This is a genomic window from Bacteroides timonensis (assembly GCF_000513195.1).
GTDB classification, from domain to species: domain Bacteria; phylum Bacteroidota; class Bacteroidia; order Bacteroidales; family Bacteroidaceae; genus Bacteroides; species Bacteroides timonensis.
In genome coordinates this window covers 73,599-96,452 of record NZ_CBVI010000014.1, presented here as the reverse complement: position 1 = coordinate 96,452, position 22,854 = coordinate 73,599, and the positions used below count along the sequence as shown (strand labels likewise).

General features: G+C 42.2%; 23 protein-coding genes. 15 read left to right on the top strand and 8 right to left on the bottom strand.

Annotated features, from left to right (window positions below):
• The 5 genes from BN161_RS04595 to nadD form a co-directional block, all read left to right on the top strand.
• Nucleotides 1–698: DUF3137 domain-containing protein (locus BN161_RS04595; RefSeq protein WP_044263429.1), on the top strand; the 698-nt coding region annotated here is incomplete at its 5' end.
• Between the two features lie 82 nt (nucleotides 699–780).
• Nucleotides 781–1,659, top strand: coding sequence for a YicC/YloC family endoribonuclease (locus tag BN161_RS04590; RefSeq protein ID WP_044263427.1), 879 nt, complete (start codon nucleotides 781–783; stop codon nucleotides 1,657–1,659).
• Nucleotides 1,660–1,672: 13 nt separating this feature from the next.
• A complete protein-coding gene (gmk, locus tag BN161_RS04585; protein WP_044263426.1) occupies nucleotides 1,673–2,236 on the top strand; it encodes a guanylate kinase in 564 nt (187 codons plus the stop codon).
• Between the two features lie 11 nt (nucleotides 2,237–2,247).
• The gene (locus BN161_RS04580) at nucleotides 2,248–2,451 is read left to right on the top strand and encodes a hypothetical protein (RefSeq protein ID WP_044263425.1); all 204 of its coding nucleotides are present in this window, start codon (nucleotides 2,248–2,250) and stop codon (nucleotides 2,449–2,451) included.
• Complete coding sequence (nadD, locus tag BN161_RS04575; protein ID WP_044263424.1) at nucleotides 2,448–3,017, top strand: nicotinate (nicotinamide) nucleotide adenylyltransferase; 570 nt, start codon at nucleotides 2,448–2,450, stop codon at nucleotides 3,015–3,017. Before BN161_RS04580 ends, nadD begins: the two co-directional genes overlap by 4 nt.
• Before the next feature lie 6 nt (nucleotides 3,018–3,023).
• On the opposite strand, the gene BN161_RS04570 is transcribed toward nadD, so the two are convergent.
• Nucleotides 3,024–4,001, bottom strand: a complete 978-nt coding sequence (locus BN161_RS04570; RefSeq protein WP_044263423.1) for an aldo/keto reductase — start codon at nucleotides 3,999–4,001, stop codon at nucleotides 3,024–3,026.
• A 165-nt stretch (nucleotides 4,002–4,166) separates the two neighbouring features.
• Between BN161_RS04570 and BN161_RS04565 the strand changes: the two genes are divergently transcribed.
• Nucleotides 4,167–5,090: a helix-turn-helix domain-containing protein gene (locus tag BN161_RS04565; protein WP_044263422.1), complete on the top strand. Its 924-nt coding sequence runs from the start codon at nucleotides 4,167–4,169 to the stop codon at nucleotides 5,088–5,090.
• Nucleotides 5,091–5,184: 94 nt separating this feature from the next.
• On the opposite strand, the gene BN161_RS30360 is transcribed toward BN161_RS04565, so the two are convergent.
• Nucleotides 5,185–5,343, bottom strand: coding sequence for an HU family DNA-binding protein (locus BN161_RS30360; protein ID WP_244436414.1), 159 nt, complete (start codon nucleotides 5,341–5,343; stop codon nucleotides 5,185–5,187).
• 422 nt (nucleotides 5,344–5,765) lie between these two features.
• On the opposite strand from BN161_RS30360, the gene BN161_RS04555 reads away from it, so the two are divergent.
• The 3 genes from BN161_RS04555 to BN161_RS04545 all read left to right on the top strand — a co-directional run bounded on the left by BN161_RS04555 (nucleotide 5,766) and on the right by BN161_RS04545 (nucleotide 8,473).
• A complete protein-coding gene (locus BN161_RS04555; RefSeq protein WP_167332490.1) occupies nucleotides 5,766–6,938 on the top strand; it encodes an McrB family protein in 1,173 nt (390 codons plus the stop codon).
• A gap of 5 nt (nucleotides 6,939–6,943) precedes the next feature.
• Nucleotides 6,944–7,156, top strand: coding sequence for a hypothetical protein (locus BN161_RS29075; protein WP_052356179.1), 213 nt, complete (start codon nucleotides 6,944–6,946; stop codon nucleotides 7,154–7,156).
• Nucleotides 7,157–7,831: 675 nt separating this feature from the next.
• Nucleotides 7,832–8,473: a 5-methylcytosine restriction system specificity protein McrC gene (locus BN161_RS04545; protein ID WP_044263420.1), complete on the top strand. Its 642-nt coding sequence runs from the start codon at nucleotides 7,832–7,834 to the stop codon at nucleotides 8,471–8,473.
• A 115-nt stretch (nucleotides 8,474–8,588) separates the two neighbouring features.
• Here BN161_RS04545 and BN161_RS04540 read toward each other — a convergent pair whose 3' ends face one another.
• The 4 genes from BN161_RS04540 to BN161_RS04525 all read right to left on the bottom strand — a co-directional run bounded on the left by BN161_RS04540 (nucleotide 8,589) and on the right by BN161_RS04525 (nucleotide 15,126).
• On the bottom strand, nucleotides 8,589–9,926 hold the full coding sequence (locus tag BN161_RS04540; protein ID WP_044263419.1) for an NADP-specific glutamate dehydrogenase: 1,338 nt from the start codon (nucleotides 9,924–9,926) through the stop codon (nucleotides 8,589–8,591).
• A gap of 362 nt (nucleotides 9,927–10,288) precedes the next feature.
• Complete coding sequence (locus tag BN161_RS04535; RefSeq protein WP_044263418.1) at nucleotides 10,289–12,577, bottom strand: NADP-dependent malic enzyme; 2,289 nt, start codon at nucleotides 12,575–12,577, stop codon at nucleotides 10,289–10,291.
• Nucleotides 12,578–12,839: 262 nt separating this feature from the next.
• A complete protein-coding gene (locus BN161_RS04530; RefSeq protein WP_007214888.1) occupies nucleotides 12,840–13,739 on the bottom strand; it encodes an OmpA/MotB family protein in 900 nt (299 codons plus the stop codon).
• Between the two features lie 106 nt (nucleotides 13,740–13,845).
• Entirely contained in the window at nucleotides 13,846–15,126 is a 1,281-nt protein-coding gene (locus tag BN161_RS04525; RefSeq protein WP_044263417.1) for an O-acetylhomoserine aminocarboxypropyltransferase/cysteine synthase family protein, read from the bottom strand.
• A gap of 101 nt (nucleotides 15,127–15,227) precedes the next feature.
• Between BN161_RS04525 and BN161_RS04520 the strand changes: the two genes are divergently transcribed.
• The gene (locus tag BN161_RS04520) at nucleotides 15,228–16,274 is read left to right on the top strand and encodes an N-acetylmuramoyl-L-alanine amidase family protein (RefSeq protein WP_044263448.1); all 1,047 of its coding nucleotides are present in this window, start codon (nucleotides 15,228–15,230) and stop codon (nucleotides 16,272–16,274) included.
• A 140-nt stretch (nucleotides 16,275–16,414) separates the two neighbouring features.
• The gene (locus tag BN161_RS04515) at nucleotides 16,415–17,269 is read left to right on the top strand and encodes a DUF6845 domain-containing protein (protein ID WP_044263416.1); all 855 of its coding nucleotides are present in this window, start codon (nucleotides 16,415–16,417) and stop codon (nucleotides 17,267–17,269) included.
• On the opposite strand, the gene BN161_RS04510 is transcribed toward BN161_RS04515, so the two are convergent.
• A complete protein-coding gene (locus BN161_RS04510) occupies nucleotides 17,262–17,684 on the bottom strand; it encodes a DUF2867 domain-containing protein (RefSeq protein WP_044263415.1) in 423 nt (140 codons plus the stop codon). The genes BN161_RS04515 and BN161_RS04510 overlap by 8 nt on opposite strands.
• 130 nt (nucleotides 17,685–17,814) lie before the next feature.
• On the opposite strand from BN161_RS04510, the gene BN161_RS04505 reads away from it, so the two are divergent.
• The gene (locus tag BN161_RS04505) at nucleotides 17,815–18,279 is read left to right on the top strand and encodes a GNAT family N-acetyltransferase (RefSeq protein ID WP_081743629.1); all 465 of its coding nucleotides are present in this window, start codon (nucleotides 17,815–17,817) and stop codon (nucleotides 18,277–18,279) included.
• A 51-nt stretch (nucleotides 18,280–18,330) separates the two neighbouring features.
• On the opposite strand, the gene BN161_RS04500 is transcribed toward BN161_RS04505, so the two are convergent.
• Complete coding sequence (locus BN161_RS04500; RefSeq protein WP_022210846.1) at nucleotides 18,331–19,191, bottom strand: AraC family transcriptional regulator; 861 nt, start codon at nucleotides 19,189–19,191, stop codon at nucleotides 18,331–18,333.
• A gap of 185 nt (nucleotides 19,192–19,376) precedes the next feature.
• Between BN161_RS04500 and BN161_RS04495 the strand changes: the two genes are divergently transcribed.
• The 3 genes from BN161_RS04495 to BN161_RS04485 all read left to right on the top strand — a co-directional run bounded on the left by BN161_RS04495 (nucleotide 19,377) and on the right by BN161_RS04485 (nucleotide 22,740).
• Nucleotides 19,377–20,081, top strand: a complete 705-nt coding sequence (locus tag BN161_RS04495) for a TIGR02757 family protein (RefSeq protein WP_044263414.1) — start codon at nucleotides 19,377–19,379, stop codon at nucleotides 20,079–20,081.
• A 252-nt stretch (nucleotides 20,082–20,333) separates the two neighbouring features.
• Complete coding sequence (locus BN161_RS04490) at nucleotides 20,334–21,842, top strand: DUF1186 domain-containing protein (protein ID WP_044263444.1); 1,509 nt, start codon at nucleotides 20,334–20,336, stop codon at nucleotides 21,840–21,842.
• Between the two features lie 94 nt (nucleotides 21,843–21,936).
• Nucleotides 21,937–22,740 (top strand): AraC family transcriptional regulator, encoded by an 804-nt coding sequence (locus BN161_RS04485; protein ID WP_044263413.1) that lies wholly within the window; start codon nucleotides 21,937–21,939, stop codon nucleotides 22,738–22,740.
• The last annotated feature ends 114 nt before the right edge of the window (nucleotides 22,741–22,854 follow it).

The window sequence follows — 22,854 nt, the reverse complement described above, 5'->3', positions numbered from 1 at the left end:
CCCTCTCGAAAATATTCTCCTCTTTTTATAAAGAAGAAGTGGTAGATGAAATAATCCATGCCTTTTGTCCGAATGCGACCTATTCTCCGAATAATGGAGTGAGTGAGGATCTTTTTAGAAATAGCGGACTGTTTACTTCTCCCGACCGTTATCATGCCGAAGATCTGATAGAAGGATGTCTGGATAAAACCAGCTTTATCTGTTCCGAAGTACATGCTGAAGAGCGCAAAGCCCGTTCTACCAAGAATGGAGTGCAGTATTATTGGGAAGATATTTTCAAAGGATTTCTTTTTATTGCTGACTTTCATAAAGAATTTCAGGGAGAAACGACTGTTTTGCGGGATAGCTTTTTCAAAATTAAGATGGGAGCTTCAAGAGTGAAAATGGAAAATCCCGATTTTGAAAAAGTCTTTGATGTCTTTTCCACGAACCAGATTGAGGCCCGCTATCTGATTACCCCTTCCATGATGGAAAGAATGTTGAAGTTGGACAGCAATTTCAAGAAAGGAGTTACTATCAGTTTCCGGAATTCTACAATCCTGGTCGCCATTCCGGATTCAAAAAATCGGTTTGAAGCGGATGTGTGGAGTTCTTTGAATGATATGAGCATCCTTAAATCGGACTTTGCAGTGCTCCAATCCTTGCTGGATATTGTAGATGAACTAAACTTGAACACACGTATTTGGAGTAAAGAGTAAGCGATAAATACATCACTTATTTCTTGAATAATTTTCACTAATGAAAATATTCATGTAATTTTGCGGAAAACTAAAGAATCTTATGATACAATCCATGACCGGATACGGTAAAGCGACCGCTGAACTGTCCGATAAGAAAATCAATGTAGAAATCAAATCGCTCAACAGTAAAGCGATGGATCTGTCAACCCGCATCGCTCCCCTCTACCGGGAAAAAGAAATAGAAATCCGTAACGAAATAGCTAAGGCACTGGAACGTGGTAAAGTGGATTTCAGTCTGTGGATTGATAAGAAAGATGCCTGTGAACTTATTACTCCCATTAACCAGAATGTGGTAGTGGCGTATTACGAACGGATTCGCACCATCTCTGAAACTACCGGTATCCCTGCACCCGAAGACTGGTTCTCTACTTTGCTCCGCATGCCGGATGTGATGACCAAGAACGATATTCAGGAACTGAGCGAGGAAGAATGGAAAGCTGTTCATGCCACTGTGCTTCAGGCTATCCAAAGTCTGGTTGATTTCCGTATACAGGAAGGCGCGGCTTTAGAGAAGAAATTCCGCGAAAAGATTTCCAATATTGCCAAGTTGCTGACTTCTGTTGATTCGTACGAAAAAGAGCGTGTAGAGAAAATCAAAGAACGCATCACGGATGCTTTGGAAAAGACCATCAGCGTGGACTATGACAAGAACCGTCTGGAGCAGGAACTCATCTACTACATTGAGAAACTGGATATCAATGAAGAAAAACAACGTCTGAGCAACCACTTGAAATACTTCATCAATACTATGGAGGATGGAAGCGGACAAGGTAAGAAGTTGGGTTTCATTGCCCAGGAAATGGGACGTGAAATCAATACGTTGGGAAGCAAGTCCAATCATGCTGAGATGCAGAAGATTGTAGTGCAGATGAAGGATGAGCTGGAGCAAATCAAAGAACAGGTATTGAACGTGATGTAATTACTATTTCAATATGGCTAAACTTATTATATTCTCAGCCCCTTCAGGGTCAGGGAAATCAACCATTATCAACTATTTGTTGGAGCAGAACCTGAATCTGGCTTTTTCTTGTTCTGCTACCAGTCGTCCGCCACGTGGAACAGAACAGCATGGAGTGGAGTACTTCTTTCTTTCTCCCGAAGAGTTTCGTACCCGCATTGCCAATGACGAATTTCTGGAATATGAAGAAGTGTACAAAGACCGTTACTACGGTACATTGAAGTCTCAGGTAGAAGCTCAGTTGGCTGCCGGACAAAATGTGGTTTTTGATGTGGACGTTGTAGGTGGCTGCAATATAAAGAAGTTTTATAGCGACCGTGCTCTGTCAGTATTCATTCAGCCTCCTTCGGTAGAGGAACTTCGTAAACGTCTGGTAGGACGTGGAACGGATGCTCCCGAAGTGATAGAAGCCCGCGTAGCCAAGGCGGAATATGAACTGACGTTTGCCCCTAAGTTCGATAAAGTCATTGTAAATGATGACTTGGAAAAGGCAAAGGCGGAAGCTTTGCAGGTAATTACAGAGTTTTTATCGAAATAATAAGGTCTGTCATGTATCAGCCGAAACCTGTTTCTCCTAAACAGAACAAGTCTTTGTTGACTCTCAACGCACTCCTGGCACTTATATCTTTGGTGTCAGGTCTGATGGCGTTGTATTATAGCCAATGGACAATAGTCCTTGGTATGACATTGGTATTGCTTTCAAGTTGCGTCAATGTTTATACTTGCTGGAAACGTATGAAAACAAAAGAATGAAAACGGGTATCTTCAGTGGCTCCTTCAATCCGGTACACATCGGACATCTTGCCCTTGCCAATTATCTTTGCGAATATGAAGGGCTGGATGAAGTGTGGTTTCTCGTAACCCCTCATAATCCGTTGAAGGAAGAAGATGAATTGATGGATGATACCTTCCGTTTGAAGTTGGTTCAACTTGCCATTGAGGGGTATCCCAAGTTTAAAGCTTCTGATATTGAGCTTAATCTGCCCCGTCCGTCCTATACCATCCATACATTGGATAAACTGAAAGAAACCTATCCTCACCGGGAATTTCATTTGATTATCGGTTCGGACAACTGGACGCTTTTTCCCCGCTGGTATCAGTCGGAGCGTATTCTTGCCGAAAACCATATTCTTGTATATCCCCGTCCCGATTATCCGGTTTCTTCCGATTCCCTTTCGGAGAATGTAAAAGTAGCTTCTTCGCCTACTTTTGAAATCAGTTCTACCTTTATTCGCCGGGCGATGGAGGAAGGGAAAGATGTTCGTTACTTCCTCCATTCGGCGGTCTATGAGGCACTTTTATCTAAGTTTCCTCGTTAAGCAATGCTACTGTTTGGCATGGAATAATCCTTTGGAATCGATATCCACATCCAACATGTATGAACTCGTTGCCTCTTCTTTCGGTATAATCCGGTTTATTCTGTCCAAATCCTCTTTCGTTAGTTTCACATTCAATGCTTGAATCGTGTCTTTGGCTGTTCTTGAGCCTATCAGTGCTATGATATCCTCACCTTGCGCCAACACCCAAGCTATGGCGAGCTCTGCCAGGGTAGCTTCTTTTTCAACTGCAATTTGTTTCAGTGCATCGGTACGGGCAAGATTCGCTTTCATCGTTGCCAATGCTTCCGTAGAAATTCTCTGACCGATAGATTTTAATTTTTCTTCTTGTGAACTTCCGCCAATCAGTCCCGAAAGGAGTACGCCGAAGGCTACAATACCGACACCTAATTCTCTTGCTGTCGGTAAAAGGTCATCTTCTATATGCCGGTCTGCCAACGAGTATCTTACTTCGACCAGACTGATCGGGTGTACTGCATTTGCTTTGCGAAGTATCTCTCCATCCACTTCGGAGATTCCTACATTCTTCACATATCCTTTTGCAGCCAAGTCGGATATGGCGCCGATGGTGTCTTCTACGGGTATATGTGGATTGATGCGGGCGGGTTGGTATAAATCCACATAGTCAGTATCTAAACGGCTTAGTGTATAGCGCAGGTAGTTTTCCACAGCTTCCGGGCGGGCATCCATTCCGTACATTCTGCCATCCACACCCTGCATGGCTCCAAACTTTACAGAGATAAAGACATCTTCCCGCTTGCGGGTCTTCAATGCCTCTTTTATCAGCATTTCACTTTGCCCGTTCCCGTAGAAGTCTGCGGTATTCAGAAAATTAACCCCTCCGTCCAAAGCTGTATGTATCGTGTTGATACCTTCATTTACATCTCCCATTCTCATACTTCCCAAGCCTATGTGCGAAAGCATGAAGTTGCTTGTTTTCTCTTTCGATAAGTTTAAATATTCCATTTTTTTAAATATTAAGTTTTTTCTGTGATGCAAAGGTCGGACAGAATAGATGAATTGACAAGGTCATTTTACTTCTATAATTAGTCATAATCCGAAACGTATCTGTCTGTAATGAGAATAATTATTAAATTTGTATTTTAGAATTAGTCATTTATCTGAATTGTGATGAAAGATACAGTACTTAATTTAAGTTTTCAGGATTATCTTGAAAGAATGGTGCCTCAATCCTCCTTTCAGGAGCAGCTGGTGGTTATCGACTTAGACGATTCGATGACAAAAGAAGATAAGGTTGGGAGGTATCCCATGCAGCTTGAAGCCTCCTCATTAATATTGGTCGTGTCAGGTGAAATGCAAATTGAAGTGGATTATCTGCCTTATACTCTTAAAAGAAGTACCGTGATGCAGTTACTGGCTGATAATATCATAGGAAATGTATCGTATACTCCCGGTTTCAGAGGATACTTGCTTTTGTTTTCACCGGAACTGAAACAGGAAATCATGTCATTAACTTCCAGCATACGTTTTCCGGAAGCGGGAAACTTGAAACGCCTGTATCCTGAACAGAGTTTGACCGATGATGAATGTTCGATTGTGCTGAATCGGATAGAGCGTATAAAGAAGTATATAGCGGACTCGGATCATCTGTATCGGGCCACTGTTATTAAGAATGAGGTGATCAATCTATTGCTCGATATAACCAATAGCCGTTGGAAGAAATATGGAGAAAGAGAAATCTCATTTTCGCGCAATGAAATAATTCGGCAGCGTTTCCACGAATTGCTTCTGGAAAACTGCCGTAAACATCGTGATGTCGGATTTTATGCGCAGGAATTGTGTGTTACTCCGGATTATCTGTCGAAGGTAATACGAGAGTGTGACGGGCAATCGGCATTGAAATGGATCACAAATGCCGTGGTGACAGAAGCAAAACTCCTGTTGCGCCGACCGGATATGAATGTCAGTCAGGTAGCGATTGAACTGAATTTTCCGGATCAATCTACATTTGGGAAATTTTTTAAAAGAAATACAGGTATGGCACCTGCCCGATACAGAGCAGATGCCTTACAAAAAACGATACACTATACCTGATGTTTTATATAAACCACTGACCGTCCTCCGCCTCGCTTGCGGATAACACCTTCTGTCAAAAATTCCTGTAAATCAGAGCTGGCGCATCTGTCCGTTACGCGCGTGAGTCGGGCATGTGCTGTTCTTTTATTACCCGCTCCTGGAACTCTTTTGCAGTGATGGTGTCTTTAGGTCGGACACGTGCATGGAGTGGTTTCTTCTTGCCTTCGCCGCTGGGGGCCAGTGTTTCGTAAAGGTCATAATAAGTACTCATATATACATTGTTTTTAAGAAGTTTATTTTTTCGTAAAAACAAACTGGCACCGGAACTGCGAGAGACTAATGTCGGATGTGCTACAGACTAATATCGTTTATACTAAAAAGTATTCTTACTGTAATTGTATTATTCTCTTACTGTAGTTGTGTTTCTTTCTTACAATAGTTGTTGTAAGAATAATAATTAGGCAATAAGAGAATAGATTTATGCAGCAAGAGTATTAGGAATGCATAAAACTAATATAATAAGGAAGAGAAAGAATAAAGCTATTATTGCTAGGATAGAGATTATCTTTGGAAAAGCATGCGAAATCTGATAGCTTCTTTTGTCAGTTCTTGAATAATCGGTATATTTGCGTTCAATGAACACATAAAATGTTTCAAGAAACCTTACTGATCTTAAGTAATTTTTTCTATAATATGAAAACAAAAGACTTTCTCGAAAAAGCCATTGAGTTTGCTCAGAGCCTTGGCATGGTAGAAAATGGGGCAAACAAGAAAAAAAAGAATGTAGTAATCAGAAAGAATATATCATACGATGTTAGCAATATTCCTTATTTTGGATTTATTCGTCCAGAAGAGCAATTATCAGGTCCATATTCAGATTTTTCTCTTGTATTCTTCCCTACAACTATAGATAGCAATTTATATGTAATGTCTCTTGGGGTTGGTTCAGAGGGATTTCGGAATGATTATCAGTTGGCTATCCAACCAGGGACAAGACGAATGTTTTTAAAGATATTGCCTCAGGAATCTTGCTATAGTTCTTTCTGTAAGCCTGATTTTATAGACATTGAAACTGCTATTGCTTTTGGTGATACAATAGTCGATTCTGGAGTAAATCTGGAAAAGTATAAATCAGTACTCTCGATAGGGTGTCTGATAGATATTGAGAAGAAAGAAGATATGGATTATGTACGTGCTTGGATTGCACAATATGCAGAATTGCGGGGCTGGGCGTCTACTAAGCCTCAGCGGAAAAATGTAGAACAATTCATTAGTAACTGTCGTCGGCCGGAAAAAAATCAGGTGCAGCAGGAAAAAGAAGTTGTCAATCTTTTGGGAAGTAGAAAATTTGTAATCTTACAAGGTGCTCCCGGAACTGGCAAAACATACTTGGCAGAAAAGATCGGCAAGGAAAAGTATAATGAAGTATTTTTAATTCAATTCCACGCAGAAACTTCATATTCGGATTTGGTAGAAGGAATAATGCCGAAACTCGGTATTACAAACAACGTTGTTTATGAACGAAAAGAGGGAATACTCGTTGAAGCAATTAAATGTGCCATTAACAATCCAAATAAGAAAGTACTTCTCATAGTCGATGAGATTAATCGCGCAAACCTTTCAAATGTGTTGGGGCCTGTGTTTTATCTCTTTGAACCCAAGAGACAATGTGTGGCTGGCCAGGGTGTAAGAATAGAATCTCTAGGTGATGCACCATTGAATAAAATTCCGGAGAATTTGCACGTTGTTGCCACTATGAATACAGCCGATAGAAGTATTGCGGTTGTCGATTTCGCTTTGCGTGGTACACTATCGAACCTAGATTTTTTGGTGAAGGTGAGGGTAAGGAACTTTTTGATAAGATAGCACGATTGTTTGAAAAGCATGCATCTGATTCTGAACTTAATCTTCAGCCTGGTGGTTCTTACTTTATTGCAGACAATCGAAAAGAACTTAACGCCAAAATAGAATATGAATTGATGCCTTTAATGAAAGAATATTTTGACGAAGGTTTATTATTGAGTGCTAAAATAGATTTCAGCGATCTCTTTTATCAAGAAATTCACAAACCTTTATACAAGTAATGGCAAATATTCAGATGCAATGCTTGTCCGAGTGCTTTATCACCTTTACAGAATTGAATAAGAACAGAAGATGTGATAAACGTTATCCCGAGTAGGCGCTTCAGAGATTTATCACTCTTAATCACAAGACTTTTTCGTTTCTAGGCGTTAGTGTAGCTATTCAGGAAAGAGAAGGTCACGTAGGACTTGCTTTTTCTTCGAGTAAGTTTGTTGGATGTGCCCCATTACGTACTCCATTCAATGGTAAATATTATCTGGATTTTGTTGTTACATCTCGATTTGGTGAGGATATTGCAGATATAGCTAATTTATTGCAAAGCACCTTAGAACCGGAATACGATGACATGATATTAGTTAGCAGTAGTGAAATGAGAGCTCCTGTGTACTTGGATTGTATTAACTATTTTAATTCTTTCAATAATGCGATGCAATGTATTTGGAATAAGTTCGATACAATCAAACGAATTGAGGATGTTCCTGCTTCATCGACAAATTGGACAAAGTATGCTAATAGTTCATACAATCCTATGAATACTTTCAAATTTGAAAATCGAAAGAATATACAATCAAAAGATCATTCAGAATGGTATAAATTGACTTATATATTAAAAACAGGCAATCGAGCTCTTCCAGACATCACTTACACCTATATCAATTAAATTTAAGACGAAAACTTTGGTTGATAAGTTACGATTGTATTCGGCTAGCCATAATTGTGAGTCTACGACTGAAGCTTTTATGATTCATGACTTCGATCCAATAGCAATAAAAGAGTTGAAAATTCAAGCGAATAAACTGTTGAACCACAAGTCTAGAAATAAATTTTCCTGGAGGATAGATTCAGCAGAGTTGTTCGAACGTTTTGCACAATATATAGTGCAGGAGGTTGGTAAGAAGCTTGGTGCTAAAACTGAATCTAATACCCGTTATCATATTTCCGGAAATAATCCTGCTTGGGCATTAAGATATCTGGAACCAGACATTCTTCTGGTTAAGGAGGGATATATTTGTACCATTGATGCCAAATATAAAGCTCATATGTTTAATACTTCAGCGTCGACAGATAGCCTGAGAGATTCGTTTCGCCAGGATTTGCATCAAGTGTTGGCATACAGTGCTTTCGACTTAGCCAAAAATAAGGATGTTATGATTCTATATCCGTGTAATAAATTTAAGTCTATTCCATTATCTGCAATTAGTGGTTATACAAATATCCGGAATAAAATCACATTAATTGGATTACCTTTTAATTCGAAAGAAATCAGGAATATGGTAAATAAGTTGTCTGAAACGATTTTGGGAAAAGCTGGACAATAATGTAGGTGAGGTCAGAATTGTGTTTAAGATAATTCTGACGAGAGGATATGAGAAAAAGAGAATCCCCTCCACACCGAATGCAAAGGGGATTCCCATATATAACAACTATAGCTTCTTACACAATACCTTGTGCCATCATGGCCTTGGCTACCTTCATGAATCCGGCAACGTTAGCACCCTTCACGTAGTTCACATAACCATCAGCTTCAGTACCATACTGTACGCAAGCTGCGTGAATGTTCTTCATGATGCTCTTCAATTTCTCGTCTACTTCTTCAGCGCTCCAGCTCAGTTTGATAGAGTTCTGAGTCATTTCCAGACCGGATACAGATACACCACCTGCATTGGCTGCCTTACCCGGAGCATACAGAATCTTAGCATCCTGGAATACTTTGATAGCTTCCGGAGTAGAAGGCATGTTAGCACCTTCAGATACTGCCATTACACCATTGGCAACTAATTGGCGAGCATGGTCACCGTTTAGTTCGTTCTGAGTTGCAGAAGGCAGAGCGATGTCGGCTTTTTCACCCCAAGGCTTAGCTCCTTCTACATATTTCACACCCGGATATTGTTCTGCATACTCACGGATACGTCCACGGTAGAGATTCTTCAATTCCATAATGTAGTCCAGTTTTTCGCGGTCGATACCTGCCGGGTCGTAAACATAACCGTCAGAGTCAGACATGGTGAGTACTTTACCGCCCAGTTCCAATACTTTTTCAGCAGTGTATTGAGCTACGTTACCAGAACCGGAGATCAGGCAAGTCTTGCCTTTTAGGTCAGTACCTTTAGATTTCAGCATTTCCATCAGGAAGTAGATGTTACCGTAACCTGTAGCTTCAGGACGAATCAGTGAACCACCGAATTCGCGACCTTTACCAGTGAATGTACCTGTGAATTCATGAGTCAGCTTCTTGTACATACCGAACATGAAACCTACTTCACGACCACCTACACCGATGTCACCGGCAGGAACGTCAGTCTCAGGACCAATATGACGCCACAGTTCCAACATGAATGCTTGTACGAAACGCATTACTTCAGCATTAGACTTGCCACGCGGAGAGAAGTCGGAACCACCTTTACCACCACCCATAGGCAGAGTAGTCAGAGAGTTCTTGAAGGTTTGTTCGAACGCGAGGAACTTCAGGATTGAAAGGTTCACAGATGCGTGGAAACGGATACCACCTTTGTACGGACCGATAGCGTTGTTGTGTTGAACGCGATAACCCATGTTTGTCTGGATGTTACCCTTATCGTCCATCCAAGTCACGCGGAATTGATAAACACGATCGGGGATGCAAAGACGCTCAATTAGATTGACTTTGTCAAATTCCGGGTGTTTGTTGTACTCTTCTTCAATTGTAGAAAGTACTTCTTCCACTGCTTGATGATACTCTGGTTCGTTGGGGAACCGTCTTTTCAAATCTTCTAATACCTTAGCTGCATTCATAATCTATTTCTTTTATTGGTTGCTACTAAATATAATTGTCTTAACAAAGTATTCTTTAGATTGTTTTTTTTCTCTGTTGCGGTTGCAAAAGTACACATAAAAATGAGACAAACAAACAATTTATAAAGAAAATGCGGGATAAAACAACAAAAATATTGTTTTATCCCGCAAAAAGGAATAAAAAGATATTATTTATCCTCTCTTTAATGATTTTATTACCGGAATGAATACTAACGCTGCCGAAATGACAAGCGTCATGATGACTGGGCCGTCAATTCGTTCGGTAGTTGTTAGAACTATGTAGCAAAGTGCTGCCCAAAGCAATACAATGCAAACACTTTGTGATTTCGATAATGGGCGTCTCATTTACCTGCCTTCTTTTTATCCACGATGGCGTCGATGACTGCTACTGCGGTGATGTTCACAATGTCGCGTACAGAGCTTTCGAAGTCGGTGAAGTGGATAGGCTTGTTCAATCCCATTTGTATCGGGCCGATTAGCTCCATTTCTGTATTCATAGCCTGCAACAGTTTGTATGCAGAATTGGCAGAACTGAGGTTCGGGAATACAAGGGTATTCACATCTTTACCTTTCAGACGGGTGAATGGATACTTGGCGTCACGCATCTTGCGGTCCATGGCAAAGTTCACCTGCATTTCACCGTCAATGGCAAGATCAGGATAGTTCTGCTGCATATATTCCACGGCTTCGTGTACACTTACCGGACTACCTTCGGTGTCTGCACCGAAGTTGGAGTAACTCAACATGGCCATTACCGGAGTATGGTTGAAGAAACGTACGGTATGCTCTGACAGTTTGGCTATGTCAATCAATGTTTCGGCATTGGGATGACGGTTAATCAGTGTATCAGCCAGGAAGTAGGTACCTTTCTTGGAGTTCAGGATGTGCATCGTACCGAAATGTTTGTATTGCGGTTGTATGCCGATAACTTCTTTGGCAACTTTGATCGTATTGCTGTATTTGGTATAAAGACCGGTGATGAATGCATCTGCATCGCCTGTTTCCACCATCATCATACCGAAGTAGTTGCGTTCGAACATCTTATCGTTGGCTTCCTCATAGGTAGCACCTTGGCGGGCACGCTTTTCGGAAAGAATGCGGGCGTAGCGTTCACGGCGTGAGGCTTCGTTCGGATGGCGCAGATTAACGATTTCGATGCCTTCCAGGCTGAGGTCGAGTTCTTTTGCCAGTTTTTCGATGGTTTCATCGTTACCTAATACAATAGGATGACAAATACCTTCGGCTTTGGCTTCTACAGCGGCTTTCAGCATATTGGGGTGAGAACCTTCGGCAAATACCACGCGTTGCGGATTGCGACGGGCGGTGTCGTAAAGCTGGCGGGTTAGTTTGCTTTCGTAACCCATCAGTTCGCGGAGCTGTACGCAGTAAGCATCCCAGTCTTCAATGTTTTTACGGGCTACACCGCTTTCCATGGCAGCCTTGGCTACGGCGCAGGAAACTTCAGTGATAAGACGCGGATCAACCGGTTTCGGGATGAAGTATTCCGGACCGAAACTAAAGTTGTTAACATGATAAGCCTCGTTCACAACATCGGGTACAGGCTGTTTTGCCAGGTTGGCAATGGCATGTACGGCAGCAATCTTCATTTCTTCGTTGATGGCTTTAGCCTGAGTATCCAGGGCACCGCGGAAGATATAGGGGAAACCGATTACATTATTAATCTGGTTCGGATAGTCCGACCGTCCGGTTGCCATCAGTACGTCGGGACGTGCTGACATGGCATCCTCATAAGAGATTTCCGGTGTAGGATTGGCCAGTGCGAAAACGATAGGAGACAGAGCCATGCTGCGTACCATGTCCTGCGACAGAACGTTTCCTTTGGATAATCCCAGGAATACGTCGGCGCCTTTGATGGCTTCTTCCAGTGTGTGGATATCAGTGCGGTCGGTAGCGAAGTAGCGTTTCTGTTCGTTGAGATCGGTACGTGCTTTGCTGATTACCCCTTTACTATCCACCATCACGATGTTTTCCAGGCGGGCACCCAGTGAAACGTACAGTTTTGTACAAGATACGGCAGATGCACCGGCACCATTCACTACGATTTTTACATCTTCAATTTTCTTGCCTGCCACCTGCAAAGCGTTCACAAGTCCGGCACTGGAGATGATGGCCGTACCATGCTGGTCATCGTGCATCACAGGGATATCGAGCTCTTCTTTCAAACGACGTTCTATTTCGAAGCATTCAGGTGCTTTGATATCTTCCAGGTTGATACCACCGAAGGTAGGAGCAATGGCCTTTACAGCTTCGATGAATTTTTCGGGATCTTTTTCGTTTACTTCAATATCGAATACGTCGATGCCGGCATAAATCTTGAACAGAAGTCCTTTACCTTCCATTACGGGCTTACCGCTCAAGGCGCCTATGTCGCCAAGACCCAGTACGGCAGTACCGTTGGAGATTACAGCAACCAAGTTTCCTTTCGCTGTATATTTATAAGCATCCTGCGGGTTCTTTTCTATTTCGAGGCACGGCTCCGCCACGCCGGGAGAATAAGCAAGCGAAAGATCGGTTTGGGTACTGTAGGGCTTGGTAGGCACTACTTCTATCTTACCTGGTTTGCCTTGTGAGTGATACAGCAAGGCAGCTTCTTTAGTTATCTTAGCCATGGTAGTTGAATCTAAGTTGTTAGTTAAAAGTTATAATTTTGCCGCAAAGGTAGGAATAAATGTGATAAAGTGTAAGTCCGCATGCAATAAAAACTATTAAATAGTACTTAATCTGTCGGAAGTCAAAGCAAGGATGAGGGTGGAAACAAGCAATAAGGCGAAAGACTTTTCAGTCCTTCGCCTTATTGCTTGTAAATAGTCTGAGTATAGACTGCTTTTAAATACCTCTACCTGTGAAAATACAGCAGTAGATGGCTTTTCTTTATTCTGTAGCCGCTTCTCCTTCAGCTTCCGGAGCCTTATCTATTAACTCCAGGAACTGGTCGAGTCGGGGTGTAACAATGATTTGTGTACGGCGGTTGCGTTGTTTGCCCAGTTCGGAATCATTGTCTGTGATAGGATTGTACTCACCACGTCCGGCGGCAGAAAGCCGTTTAGGGTCAACACCATATTTATTCTGCAATTCTTGTACTACAGATGAGGCACGTAAGGCGCTCAAATCCCAGTTATTGCGGATATTGGTACGTGAGATGGGTACGTTGTCCGTATTACCCTCTACCAGTACTTCGTAATCTTTGTAGTCGGTGATAATCTTGGCAATCTTGCTCAACGTTTCGCCGGCGCGTTCGTTGATTTCATAACTGCCGCTCTTGTAGAGCATATTGTCGGCTAAAGAGATGTAAACCACACCTTTCAGTACTTTCACATCTACTTCTTTCAATTCCTCGCGGCTCAGGGAGCGGGTCAGGTTGTTGGTTAGCATAACGTTCAATGAGTCCGACTTGCTCTTGGCATCCACTAATTGCTTGATGTAGCGGTTGGAGGCATTGATTTCATCTACCAGTTTGGAGATGTTGATGTTGCCTTGTGAGTTCTGCTGGAGACTCTTGTCGAGCGATCCTTGCAGGGTAGCGTAACTGTTACGCAGCTCCTGATTATTTTTTCTGGCTTCGCTTAGGCGATCCTCCAAGCTTTTAGATTGTGTACGGTATTCGGCAAGCTGGATTTGTGCGTCCTGATATGACTTGTCGAGAGCAGACTTTTCGTCTTTCAGTTTGTTATAATCTGTTTGAAGATTCACAAATTCCTTCTTGGTCACACATCCTGTCAGGAATAGAGTTGCGACCAACAGAAAGGATGCAGCTAATTTTGTACGTTTCATAAATCTTTCTTTATTAAATGTTTACTGGGCGCAAAGATAAGAAAATCCCCGCACTCCGGTTGCGGAGACGGGGATATATTATTTGTTTTATAGGTACTTTATGAAATTATGCGTTCAGAGCCTGTTCAATATCTGCGATGATATCGTCTACGTTTTCGATACCTACCGATAAACGGATTAGGTCGGGACGCACTCCGGCTTCCAGTAACTGCTCATCCGATAACTGACGATGGGTATGGCTGGCAGGGTGCAGTACGCAGGTACGTGCATCGGCAACGTGTGTTACGATAGCAACCAATTGCAGTGAGTCCATGAACTTGATGGAAACCTCGCGACCACCTTTCAATCCGAAGGAGATAACACCGCAAGAGCCGTTCGGCATATACTTCTGTGCCAACTCATAGTATTTATTGCCGGGAAGGCCACAATAGTTCACCCAAGCTACTTTGTCATTTTTAGAAAGATATTCGGCAACTGCTTGTGCATTTTTGCAGTGTTGCGGCATACGCAGGTGCAGAGTTTCCAGACCGAGATTCAGCAGGAAAGAGTTCTGCGGAGACTGGATGCTGCCGAGGTCACGCATCAACTGGGCAGTAGCCTTGGTGATATAAGCCATCTTGCCGAAAGCTTTTGTATAAGTCAGTCCGTGGTATGACTCATCAGGTGTGCACAATCCGGGGAATTTATCAGCGTGTGCATCCCAGTCGAACTTGCCGCTGTCTACAATACAACCACCTACGCTGGTGGCATGACCATCCATATATTTGGTAGTAGAGTGTACTACGATATCAGCACCCCATTCAAATGGGCGGCAGTTGATAGGAGTCGGGAAGGTGTTGTCTACAATCAAAGGTACACCGTGACTATGGGCAATGCGGGCAAATTTTTCAATATCCAATACTTCCAGTGACGGGTTGGAAATGGTTTCACCGAACAATGCTTTCGTATTCGGGCGGAAAGCTGCGGAGATTTCTTCTTCGCTGGCATCCGGACTAACGAAAGTAACTTCGATACCCAATTTCTTCATAGTCACCCCGAAGAGATTGAATGTACCGCCATAGATAGCGGACGAACAAACGAAGTGATCGTCTGCCTGGCAGATATTAAATATAGCATAGAAATTGGCAGCTTGTCCGCTGGACGTCAGCATACCGGCAACACCGCCTTCAAGAGCAGCTATCTTCGCGGCAACAGCATCGTTGGTAGGGTTTTGCAGGCGAGTGTAGAAATAACCGCTCTCTTCAAGATCGAAGAGACGTGCCATTTGCTCGCTGGTTTCATATTTGAAAGTGGTACTTTGATAAATGGGGAGTACACGGGGCTCGCCCTTCTTGGGAGTCCATCCTGCCTGTACGCAGAGGGTTTCCGGTTTAAATTGCTTTGCCATAATGCTATCTGTTTTTATAGTTTTTTATCAATTAACGCATTTGTGGACGCAAAAGTAGGGAAAATAATTGTATTTTTGTCCGCAAGATGAATAAATGGAAAATGAAACAGTTATTTTGCTTTCTTATTTTGCTTTTTTGCATGTCATTCTCTTACGAAGCGTTGGCCCAGGAAGAGCGGGCTACGCCGAAAAGCGGTGAGGGAATATCTGGTTTTCTACAACGTAACGGGCGTACCGGAAAAGCGTACTATCAGGAGTTCCTGGAACTGAATAAAAAACAATTGCGAGGTAAAGAAGAATTGCGGCTGGGAGTGAAATATTTGCTTCCACCTCTGAAAAAGGGGAGTGGCAATACGGCTGCTTCATCCAATTCATCTGCTTCAAACTCTTCTGCCCGTTCCGGCAACAAAACAATTCGTGAACCTCTTTTCGGAAAAAGCCTTGCTGAAGTTAAAGTGACGGGAAACCGCCTCCAAGGTGCGTGTTTCTACGTGGTGAGTGGGCATGGCGGCCCTGATCCCGGTGCTATTGGCAGGATAGGAAGCGTGGAACTGCATGAGGATGAATATGCTTATGATGTCGCTCTCCGTCTTGCCCGGAATCTGATGGAGGAAGGCGCTAAGGTTTATATTATTATTCAGGATGCCAAAGACGGTATCCGTGACGATCAATACCTTAATAACAGTAAGCGTGAAACTTGTATGGGTGATCCTATTCCTCTGAACCAGGTTGCCCGCCTTCGCCAGCGCTGTGAGAAAATAAATGCGCTCTATCAGAAAGACCGCAAGAGTTATACGTATTGCCGTTCCATCTTCTTGCATGTGGATAGCCGTAGTAAGAGTCACCAGACGGATGTATTCTTCTATCATGCTCCCAAAAGTGTCAATGGTAAACGATTGGCAACTACAATGAAGAATACTTTCGGATCTAAATATGACCGCCACCAACCTAACCGTGGCTTTTCGGGAACTGTCAGCCCACGCAATTTGTATGTGCTGGCCAATTCCAGTCCTGCCGGAGTGTTTGTAGAGTTGGGCAATATTCAGAATACTTTCGATCAGCGCCGGTTTGTTATGAGTTCCAATCGTCAGGCATTGGCGAAGTGGATGATGGAAGGTTTCATCACTGATTATAAGAAGAGCAAGTAAGTTCTCAAATTTATTCTGTTTCTCTACTTCTATCTTTTTTTCTCTCTTACTGACCCAAAAGGCAATTTTTTTGTTATTACAGCAACGCCATTCTATCTGTCTGGCTTAACTGAATTAACTATTTATAAAACGAAATTGTTATGGGAAAGAATTTATTAATTCTGGGCGCATTCGTAAGCGTCCTGATGCTTGCCTCATGTACAGGCGGCAGGAAAGAAACAGTGACTTATACCCCTGAAGAAATAGCAGATGCAGGGCAGGTGATGAAATACTATGACACCTCATTGGCTCTGTTGAAAAATATGGTAAAAGAGAGGGATGTAAATGCTGTATTGGGTTATATGGAACAAAAAACGGAAGTACCCATGTTCTCATACATCATGTCTCCTATCATTTCGAAGAAAGATTCTGCGGCCGTGATGCTGCCGGGTGAATACCTCGGTGAAGATGTCAGACAGAACCTGATACAGAATTATGCGGAGCTTTTTCAGTCGAGAAATCAATTCTATGCTAATTTCAATAAATACTTGTCTCTCTTGAAAGAAAAAAAGACCGAAGGGATGGCTGATTTGCTGAATGATAACTATGAATTGAGCGTGGTAATGTCTGAATGTAAGCAGAATATATTTGATATATTGAGCCCGATTGCTTTAAATGCCCAACGGGTTCTTCTGGCAGAAAATCCTGTGAAAGAGCAAATCATTGCGATGAAAAGCATGAGTACGACTATGCAGAGTATCATCAATTTGTATGCCCGTAAGCATGTTGAAGATAAATCCCGCCTGGATTTAAAGATTATGGAACTGCGACTTCAACTGGATGCGGCAGAGAAACTACCGGTAGTAAAAGGACATGAGGAAGAATTAGAGAAATTCAAGGATTTCCTGTCTAAAACAGAAGGATTTCTGAAAATAGTACAAGATGCCCGTCAGAAGAACTCATATGCTGATGAGGACTTTGAGGAGATCAGTAGCTACGGATTAGGCATTATATAAGTTCTTTCGCTACACGTGGCACAATCATTTTATGGAAAGGCTTAATAAAGAAGAAATAAGCCTTTCCTAATGCATTGTGATATTGAACCACGGTTGTTATATCTATCAGGTCGTTTCCTATCTTGGCAATGGAGACATAAAACAATAAGTGCTTATCATCTTTCTTCATGATAGCCTCATTTTCCGTATCTTCTATTATACAATCTTCTGTTTTCAACACTTTTCCGGTTTCAAGCCCCAAAGGCTTTACCAGAATATTCCTGACTTTCATTAAAAAATTGAGCCACGCCGGGGAGTGGTTGAATATTTTTTTGATCAGTTCTTTGGGAATTATCTGTTCTGCAGGCTTTCTGGATTTCAAAACGAATGTATCATGATAATCTGCCGGAAGATATTTGTCGATAAGTCTTTCCATATCTTTGAATAAAGTTGGGTTAGTTAAATGTCCTGTACAAAGATAGTGTTTCTGGATGGAATAATGGGAATGTCTTAATCATCATTTCCAGAAAATTGATATCTTTGTTGCGAACTGTAACTTAACTATTATGAATACTTTGACTTTAACCCCGGGGATAAGCGTTCGAAGATTAGACTTATCCGAATATAAAGAAGCCGCGTCTCTTTCTCTGGAAATATATCTTCAGACGGGTGAAGAAGATTTTGATGAACAAGGGCTGGAAACTTTCAAAAGCTTCGTCAATGATGAGGCGATAATAAACAGCTTGGTCATTTATGGTGCGTTTGATGAGGCAAAACTTGTGGGTGTGATGGGGAGCAAAAATGAAGGGAAACATATTTCTCTGTTTTTCATACGGAAAGAATATCACCGGAAGGGCATAGGCAGAAGATTATTCGATGCTTTTATCGAAGAGACTTCTGTGCCTGAAATGACTGTAAATTCCTCTACGTATGCAGTGCCTTTCTATAAAAGTCTGGGATTTGAGCAGGTACAGGAACCACAGATTACGAATGGACTGAAGTATGTGCCGATGAAAAGAGAGATAAAGTAATAGTTATATATTGCGGGCAAATAGTCTTTGCCCACAATATATTAAAGATGATTATTCTACCGGAATGAAGATTTCTGTCAACAAATCCTCCGGTTTCGTATTGCACGGATCATTCAGATAGCGTTCGGCACTCGACTCGTCTCTCATTGTACATTCCATTTCGGGAATGAACTTTCCGTAAATCGTGTCGTATACACTTTGCAGATACTCATAAGATCCTTTGTAGGTAAACACTGCATAACGTCCGGCAGGCAATTGCTTGAAGCCGACATCCCCTTTGGGAGTTACGGTTACAGGCATCACCATGCAAACATCGGTACGCAACTTGTCGGCAGGCGTCACTTTGGGATCATCGTGGTACATGCAATAAGGAGCCATGTCACCCATCGGCAGTTTTTCTTCTTTGATAAATTGGAACAAACGCATCCATGTGCCTCCGTAATCATTCATTTTATAGTCTCCGAACAGGCGGATATAAATTACATTTCTGGCAGGCACTTCTCTTATTTCTTTCTTTAACTCTAAATCGGGTCTGATAATTGCTGGTTTCATAATTACAAAGTTTTTATTGTTACGATACTCATTAGGTGAAATTCCATAGAACTGCTTGAATACTTTCGACAGTGACGATGGTGAGGAATACCCGATGCGATAAGCGATATCTGCTATAGGCAGGTCCGAGTAACGCAACAGGCGGGCGGCAGATTCTGTTCGTGTCCGGACTATGAACGTCCCGATTGGCTCGCCCAGAAATGCTTTCATGATGCGATGGAAGTAGAACGGAGAGAAATGAGAAATCTTGGCCAACGATTTCAGATCAATCTCTTCTCCAAGATGGAGGTTGATGTAATCTACTACTGCATTTACGCATTTCTGATACTCTTCACGCGTGGTCTTCTTGCTATGTTCCATAAGTTCTTTTTTGAATTTCACGATGCAAAAATAAGGGTAAATAGAATAGGGGACTTGTCCAAAGTTGCTATAAATTCAATATCTTTGGATAAGATAAGCTGCATCTCAGCATAACTTTTTAATGCAAGCATGAAAGTTCTGCATTCGATTTGCATTATCTTTGTACCCCCCATGATTTTAAAGAAATGACCAAAGATATAAAAAAGAAACTACAGGAGTGGGCAAAGACCTATCATTGTGCGGATTTTATTCAAAATGATCCGGTACAATTCCCGCATCGTTACCAGCAGAAACAGGATATAGAAATCAGCGGTCTGTTGACTGCTATTATGAGTTTCGGCAATCGCAAGCAGATTCTGAAGAAGGCCGATGAATTACACGATTGTATGGGGACTTCTCCTTATCAATATGTACTTTCGCGTCGTTGGGAGAAAGATTTTCCTGTGGAAGAGCGGCGCAGTTTTTACCGGATGCTTTCGTATGCGGACTTCCATTCTTATTTTGAACGCTTGCATACGACTTATTCGGATTATGACAGTCTGGAAGATGCATTGCAGGTATATCCGGGAAAACCGATGGAGAAGCTTTGCCAGTTTCTGGAAGTTTCGTACAAAAGTCCTCAGAAGAAACTGAATATGTTCCTGCGCTGGATGATACGGAAAGGATCGGAAGTTGATTTCGGTATTTGGGAAAGTTTTGATTGCCGGGAATTGATTATTCCTTTGGATACACACGTCTGCCGTGTAGCCTGCTTGCTGGAACTGACCGAAACGGAAACTTTTTCTTTGAAGAACGCGCAAAGGATAACTGCCGCATTGGCGGAAGTCTTTCCGGATGATCCGTGTTTCGGAGACTTCGCTTTATTTGGGTATGGGGTGAATAATAAATAGTGGCGGGTGGTTGTCACTATAGTGAACCTGATTCTGTTCTTTGTGGTCTTCAATAAGCTCTTCTATCTACTTTTTAAGTTCGCTGCTTGTTTTACACATAATTGTCGTTTGTTTTCCAAACAATAAGTTTAAACTTGCAAAGTTAGTTGTTTTATGGTGATGAAACATATATTATTTGATGAAAAGCCAGTAAACTGTGATATTAAAATTATCTTTGTCTCATATTATAAAACTACTAATGAACGGAAGAATATGGCAAAGAAAAAAAAGGCACCACAACAACGGACTTTATCACCGGAACGATACATCAAGGAAAAGGCGCGTTTGCTACCGATAGCCGAGTGTTGGATAACGAATGGTTGGGATAAATTTGGTTCCGGGACGGTAATTGTAGCCCGACAGCATAAAAATGGTAACTATACATTGGGCGTTTATATGTTCGATACTTTCTGTTGTGGATTGACCGATTCCTTATATTACTTCAATGTGTCGGAATATGAATATAAAGAGATATTAGAGGAGAGCCGTGCTTTCTTGGAAATGGACTCGATTAGCTATGAGGAAGTGCATAACCTGGTTTACGGGGTTATAGCTTTTGCTGAAGAAGCCGGGCTCAGTCCGCATTCTTCTTTTAAGTTGACACAGTATATTCTGGAGGAAGATACGGAGGAGATACCTCTTATAGAATATGAATTCGGGAAAGACGGAAAGCACTTTTTGGTGGCAACAAGCCGCTTTCAAGTCAACACGTTGCTTCCGTTGATGAAGAAGAATCTGGGAGATAATTTTTCGTATGTGTTAAGAGAAGAAGATGATGATGAGGAGGAGGAATATGATGAATATGAAGATTATGATGAAGACCCCTTGGATAGTGATGCTGTCAAGGATATACTGGAAGCACTGGGTCGGATTCAAACAATAGCGGAAGAACAACAAATGATACCAATTACTCCTTATTCTTATGTCCACTTAGCCTATCCCGCAGTACTGGATGTTCAGAATAAGCAACTGATTACGTTGCTTTATAATAATGACAGTTGCCTGCTTCCTGATGCAACCATCCGTGATATATTATCACTGCCTCGCGAATCCTTGATTCGTGATTTGGAACAAATGGCATTGTTTGAAACAGGTTGTACTTGTGACGAAATATCAGAAGAACGTCGTGAAGAGCGTTCTCCTAATATTTTGCTGCATGCATCCTTCTTTCTGGCAGAATTGAGAGCGGAAGATAGTCTGGCAGTTATACTTGAACTGCTGAGACAAAGAGAGGAATTCTTTGATTATTATTTCGGAGATACGGGTGACGAGGTATTTGTTCCCACTCTCTATTTATTAGGTCAAAATCGTTTGCCGCAGCTGCTGGAGTTTATGAAGGAGCCGGGACTATATACCTTTGCCCGTTGCCATGTGGCTCCGGCGGTGGCACTCATTGCCCGCTTGCAGCCCGAACGCAGGGAGGAAGTCATTGAATGGTTCCGTCAGGTTCTCACCTTTTTTACAGAAAACCTTGCAGACAATATCTATTGCGATGGCACTTTGGCAGGAATGTTGGTTAGTGATTTGCTGGATATCAGGGCTGAGGAATTGTTGCCGGAGATAAAAGCCATGTATACTACCGGCTTGGTAGATCGGTTCTGCTGCGGTAACTATGCAGAGGTAGAAGACGAATTTTTCTCAAGCGGATTTATATCCGGAGATAAATATTCATTGGATATTTATGAACGCTATAGGGCATACCATAAGAGGTGGGGAGACTGATAAATTCTCTCAGAAGAATGTCCCATTTTTACTATTCCCCCTAAAACCCTTTGCCTACCTTTGCCGCAATAATCAAATCCCGTATATTTGTACTATGCAAACTTTCCGTATCGTAAAACCAGCTCCTGCATTGTCTCCCTATATCCGTTATTACTGGATATTGCGGGATGATGCGGCTATGCCGGTATCGGAACGGACTCTACCCGTCGGCTGTGTGCAACTGGTGTTTCATAAAGGCAAGCGCTTGATGTGCCTGCAAGATTCGCAGTTGCAGCCGCAATCCTTTATTAGCGGACAAACTTTCGGTTTCTCCGATGTTGTGTCGACAGGAATTATAGAAATGATAACGGTCGTCTTTCAGCCCTATGCGGCAAAAGTCTTTCTGCAAATTCCCCTGCATCTTTTCAACAGACAGAACGTTTCCACGGACGAAGTGGAAGACAGGGAGCTTTTCGATTTATCCTGCCGGATAACAGATACTCCGGATAACGACCGGTGCATCCGGCTGATTGAACAATTCTTTTTCCGCCGTCTGGCCTCTGGTTCTGAATATAACCTGAAACGGTTATCAACAGTTTTGGACGAAATCAATCTTCATCCGCAGATAAACACCTTGCAACTTTCCGATGTAGCTTGTCTCAGCACCAAGCAGTTCAGCCGTGTCTTTACCGATTATATCGGTACTACCCCAAAAGAATTTCTTCGCATCGTGCGTATGCAGCGTGCCTTGTACGTCCTGCAACAAAACCCCGGTTTACCTTTCGCGCAAGTGGCCTATGAATGTGGCTTCTCCGACCAGTCGCACATGATTAAGGAGTTTAAACTCTTCTCCGGTTACACCCCTGCGGAATACCTGTCCGTATGCGCTCCCGTTTCCGATTATTTCTCCACCCTCTAAAAACACCTTTTTTCTTCTCTCTAAAGATGTCCTTTTTCTTCTATGGAGGTTTCCCGGCTTGCCCTACTTTTGCAATGTCTTTGCAAAGGCATAGTAATAACCCTAAAAAGAAAC

Coding starts and splice junctions, on each gene's coding strand:
- BN161_RS04555 (WP_167332490.1), top strand. CDS start 5,766: ATGAAAACAAAAGACTTTCTCGAAAAAGCCATTGAGTTTGCTCAGAGC.
- BN161_RS04570 (WP_044263423.1), bottom strand. CDS start 4,001: ATGGAATATTTAAACTTATCGAAAGAGAAAACAAGCAACTTCATGCTT.
- BN161_RS04535 (WP_044263418.1), bottom strand. CDS start 12,577: ATGGCTAAGATAACTAAAGAAGCTGCCTTGCTGTATCACTCACAAGGC.
- BN161_RS04530 (WP_007214888.1), bottom strand. CDS start 13,739: ATGAAACGTACAAAATTAGCTGCATCCTTTCTGTTGGTCGCAACTCTA.
- BN161_RS04590 (WP_044263427.1), top strand. CDS start 781: ATGATACAATCCATGACCGGATACGGTAAAGCGACCGCTGAACTGTCC.
- BN161_RS04490 (WP_044263444.1), top strand. CDS start 20,334: ATGGCAAAGAAAAAAAAGGCACCACAACAACGGACTTTATCACCGGAA.
- BN161_RS04495 (WP_044263414.1), top strand. CDS start 19,377: ATGACCAAAGATATAAAAAAGAAACTACAGGAGTGGGCAAAGACCTAT.
- nadD (WP_044263424.1), top strand. CDS start 2,448: ATGAAAACGGGTATCTTCAGTGGCTCCTTCAATCCGGTACACATCGGA.
- BN161_RS04580 (WP_044263425.1), top strand. CDS start 2,248: ATGTATCAGCCGAAACCTGTTTCTCCTAAACAGAACAAGTCTTTGTTG.
- BN161_RS04540 (WP_044263419.1), bottom strand. CDS start 9,926: ATGAATGCAGCTAAGGTATTAGAAGATTTGAAAAGACGGTTCCCCAAC.
- BN161_RS04520 (WP_044263448.1), top strand. CDS start 15,228: ATGAAACAGTTATTTTGCTTTCTTATTTTGCTTTTTTGCATGTCATTC.
- BN161_RS04565 (WP_044263422.1), top strand. CDS start 4,167: ATGAAAGATACAGTACTTAATTTAAGTTTTCAGGATTATCTTGAAAGA.
- BN161_RS04500 (WP_022210846.1), bottom strand. CDS start 19,191: ATGGAACATAGCAAGAAGACCACGCGTGAAGAGTATCAGAAATGCGTA.
- gmk (WP_044263426.1), top strand. CDS start 1,673: ATGGCTAAACTTATTATATTCTCAGCCCCTTCAGGGTCAGGGAAATCA.
- BN161_RS04515 (WP_044263416.1), top strand. CDS start 16,415: ATGGGAAAGAATTTATTAATTCTGGGCGCATTCGTAAGCGTCCTGATG.
- BN161_RS04505 (WP_081743629.1), top strand. CDS start 17,815: ATGAATACTTTGACTTTAACCCCGGGGATAAGCGTTCGAAGATTAGAC.
- BN161_RS04485 (WP_044263413.1), top strand. CDS start 21,937: ATGCAAACTTTCCGTATCGTAAAACCAGCTCCTGCATTGTCTCCCTAT.
- BN161_RS04525 (WP_044263417.1), bottom strand. CDS start 15,126: ATGGCAAAGCAATTTAAACCGGAAACCCTCTGCGTACAGGCAGGATGG.
- BN161_RS30360 (WP_244436414.1), bottom strand. CDS start 5,343: ATGAGTACTTATTATGACCTTTACGAAACACTGGCCCCCAGCGGCGAA.
- BN161_RS04510 (WP_044263415.1), bottom strand. CDS start 17,684: ATGGAAAGACTTATCGACAAATATCTTCCGGCAGATTATCATGATACA.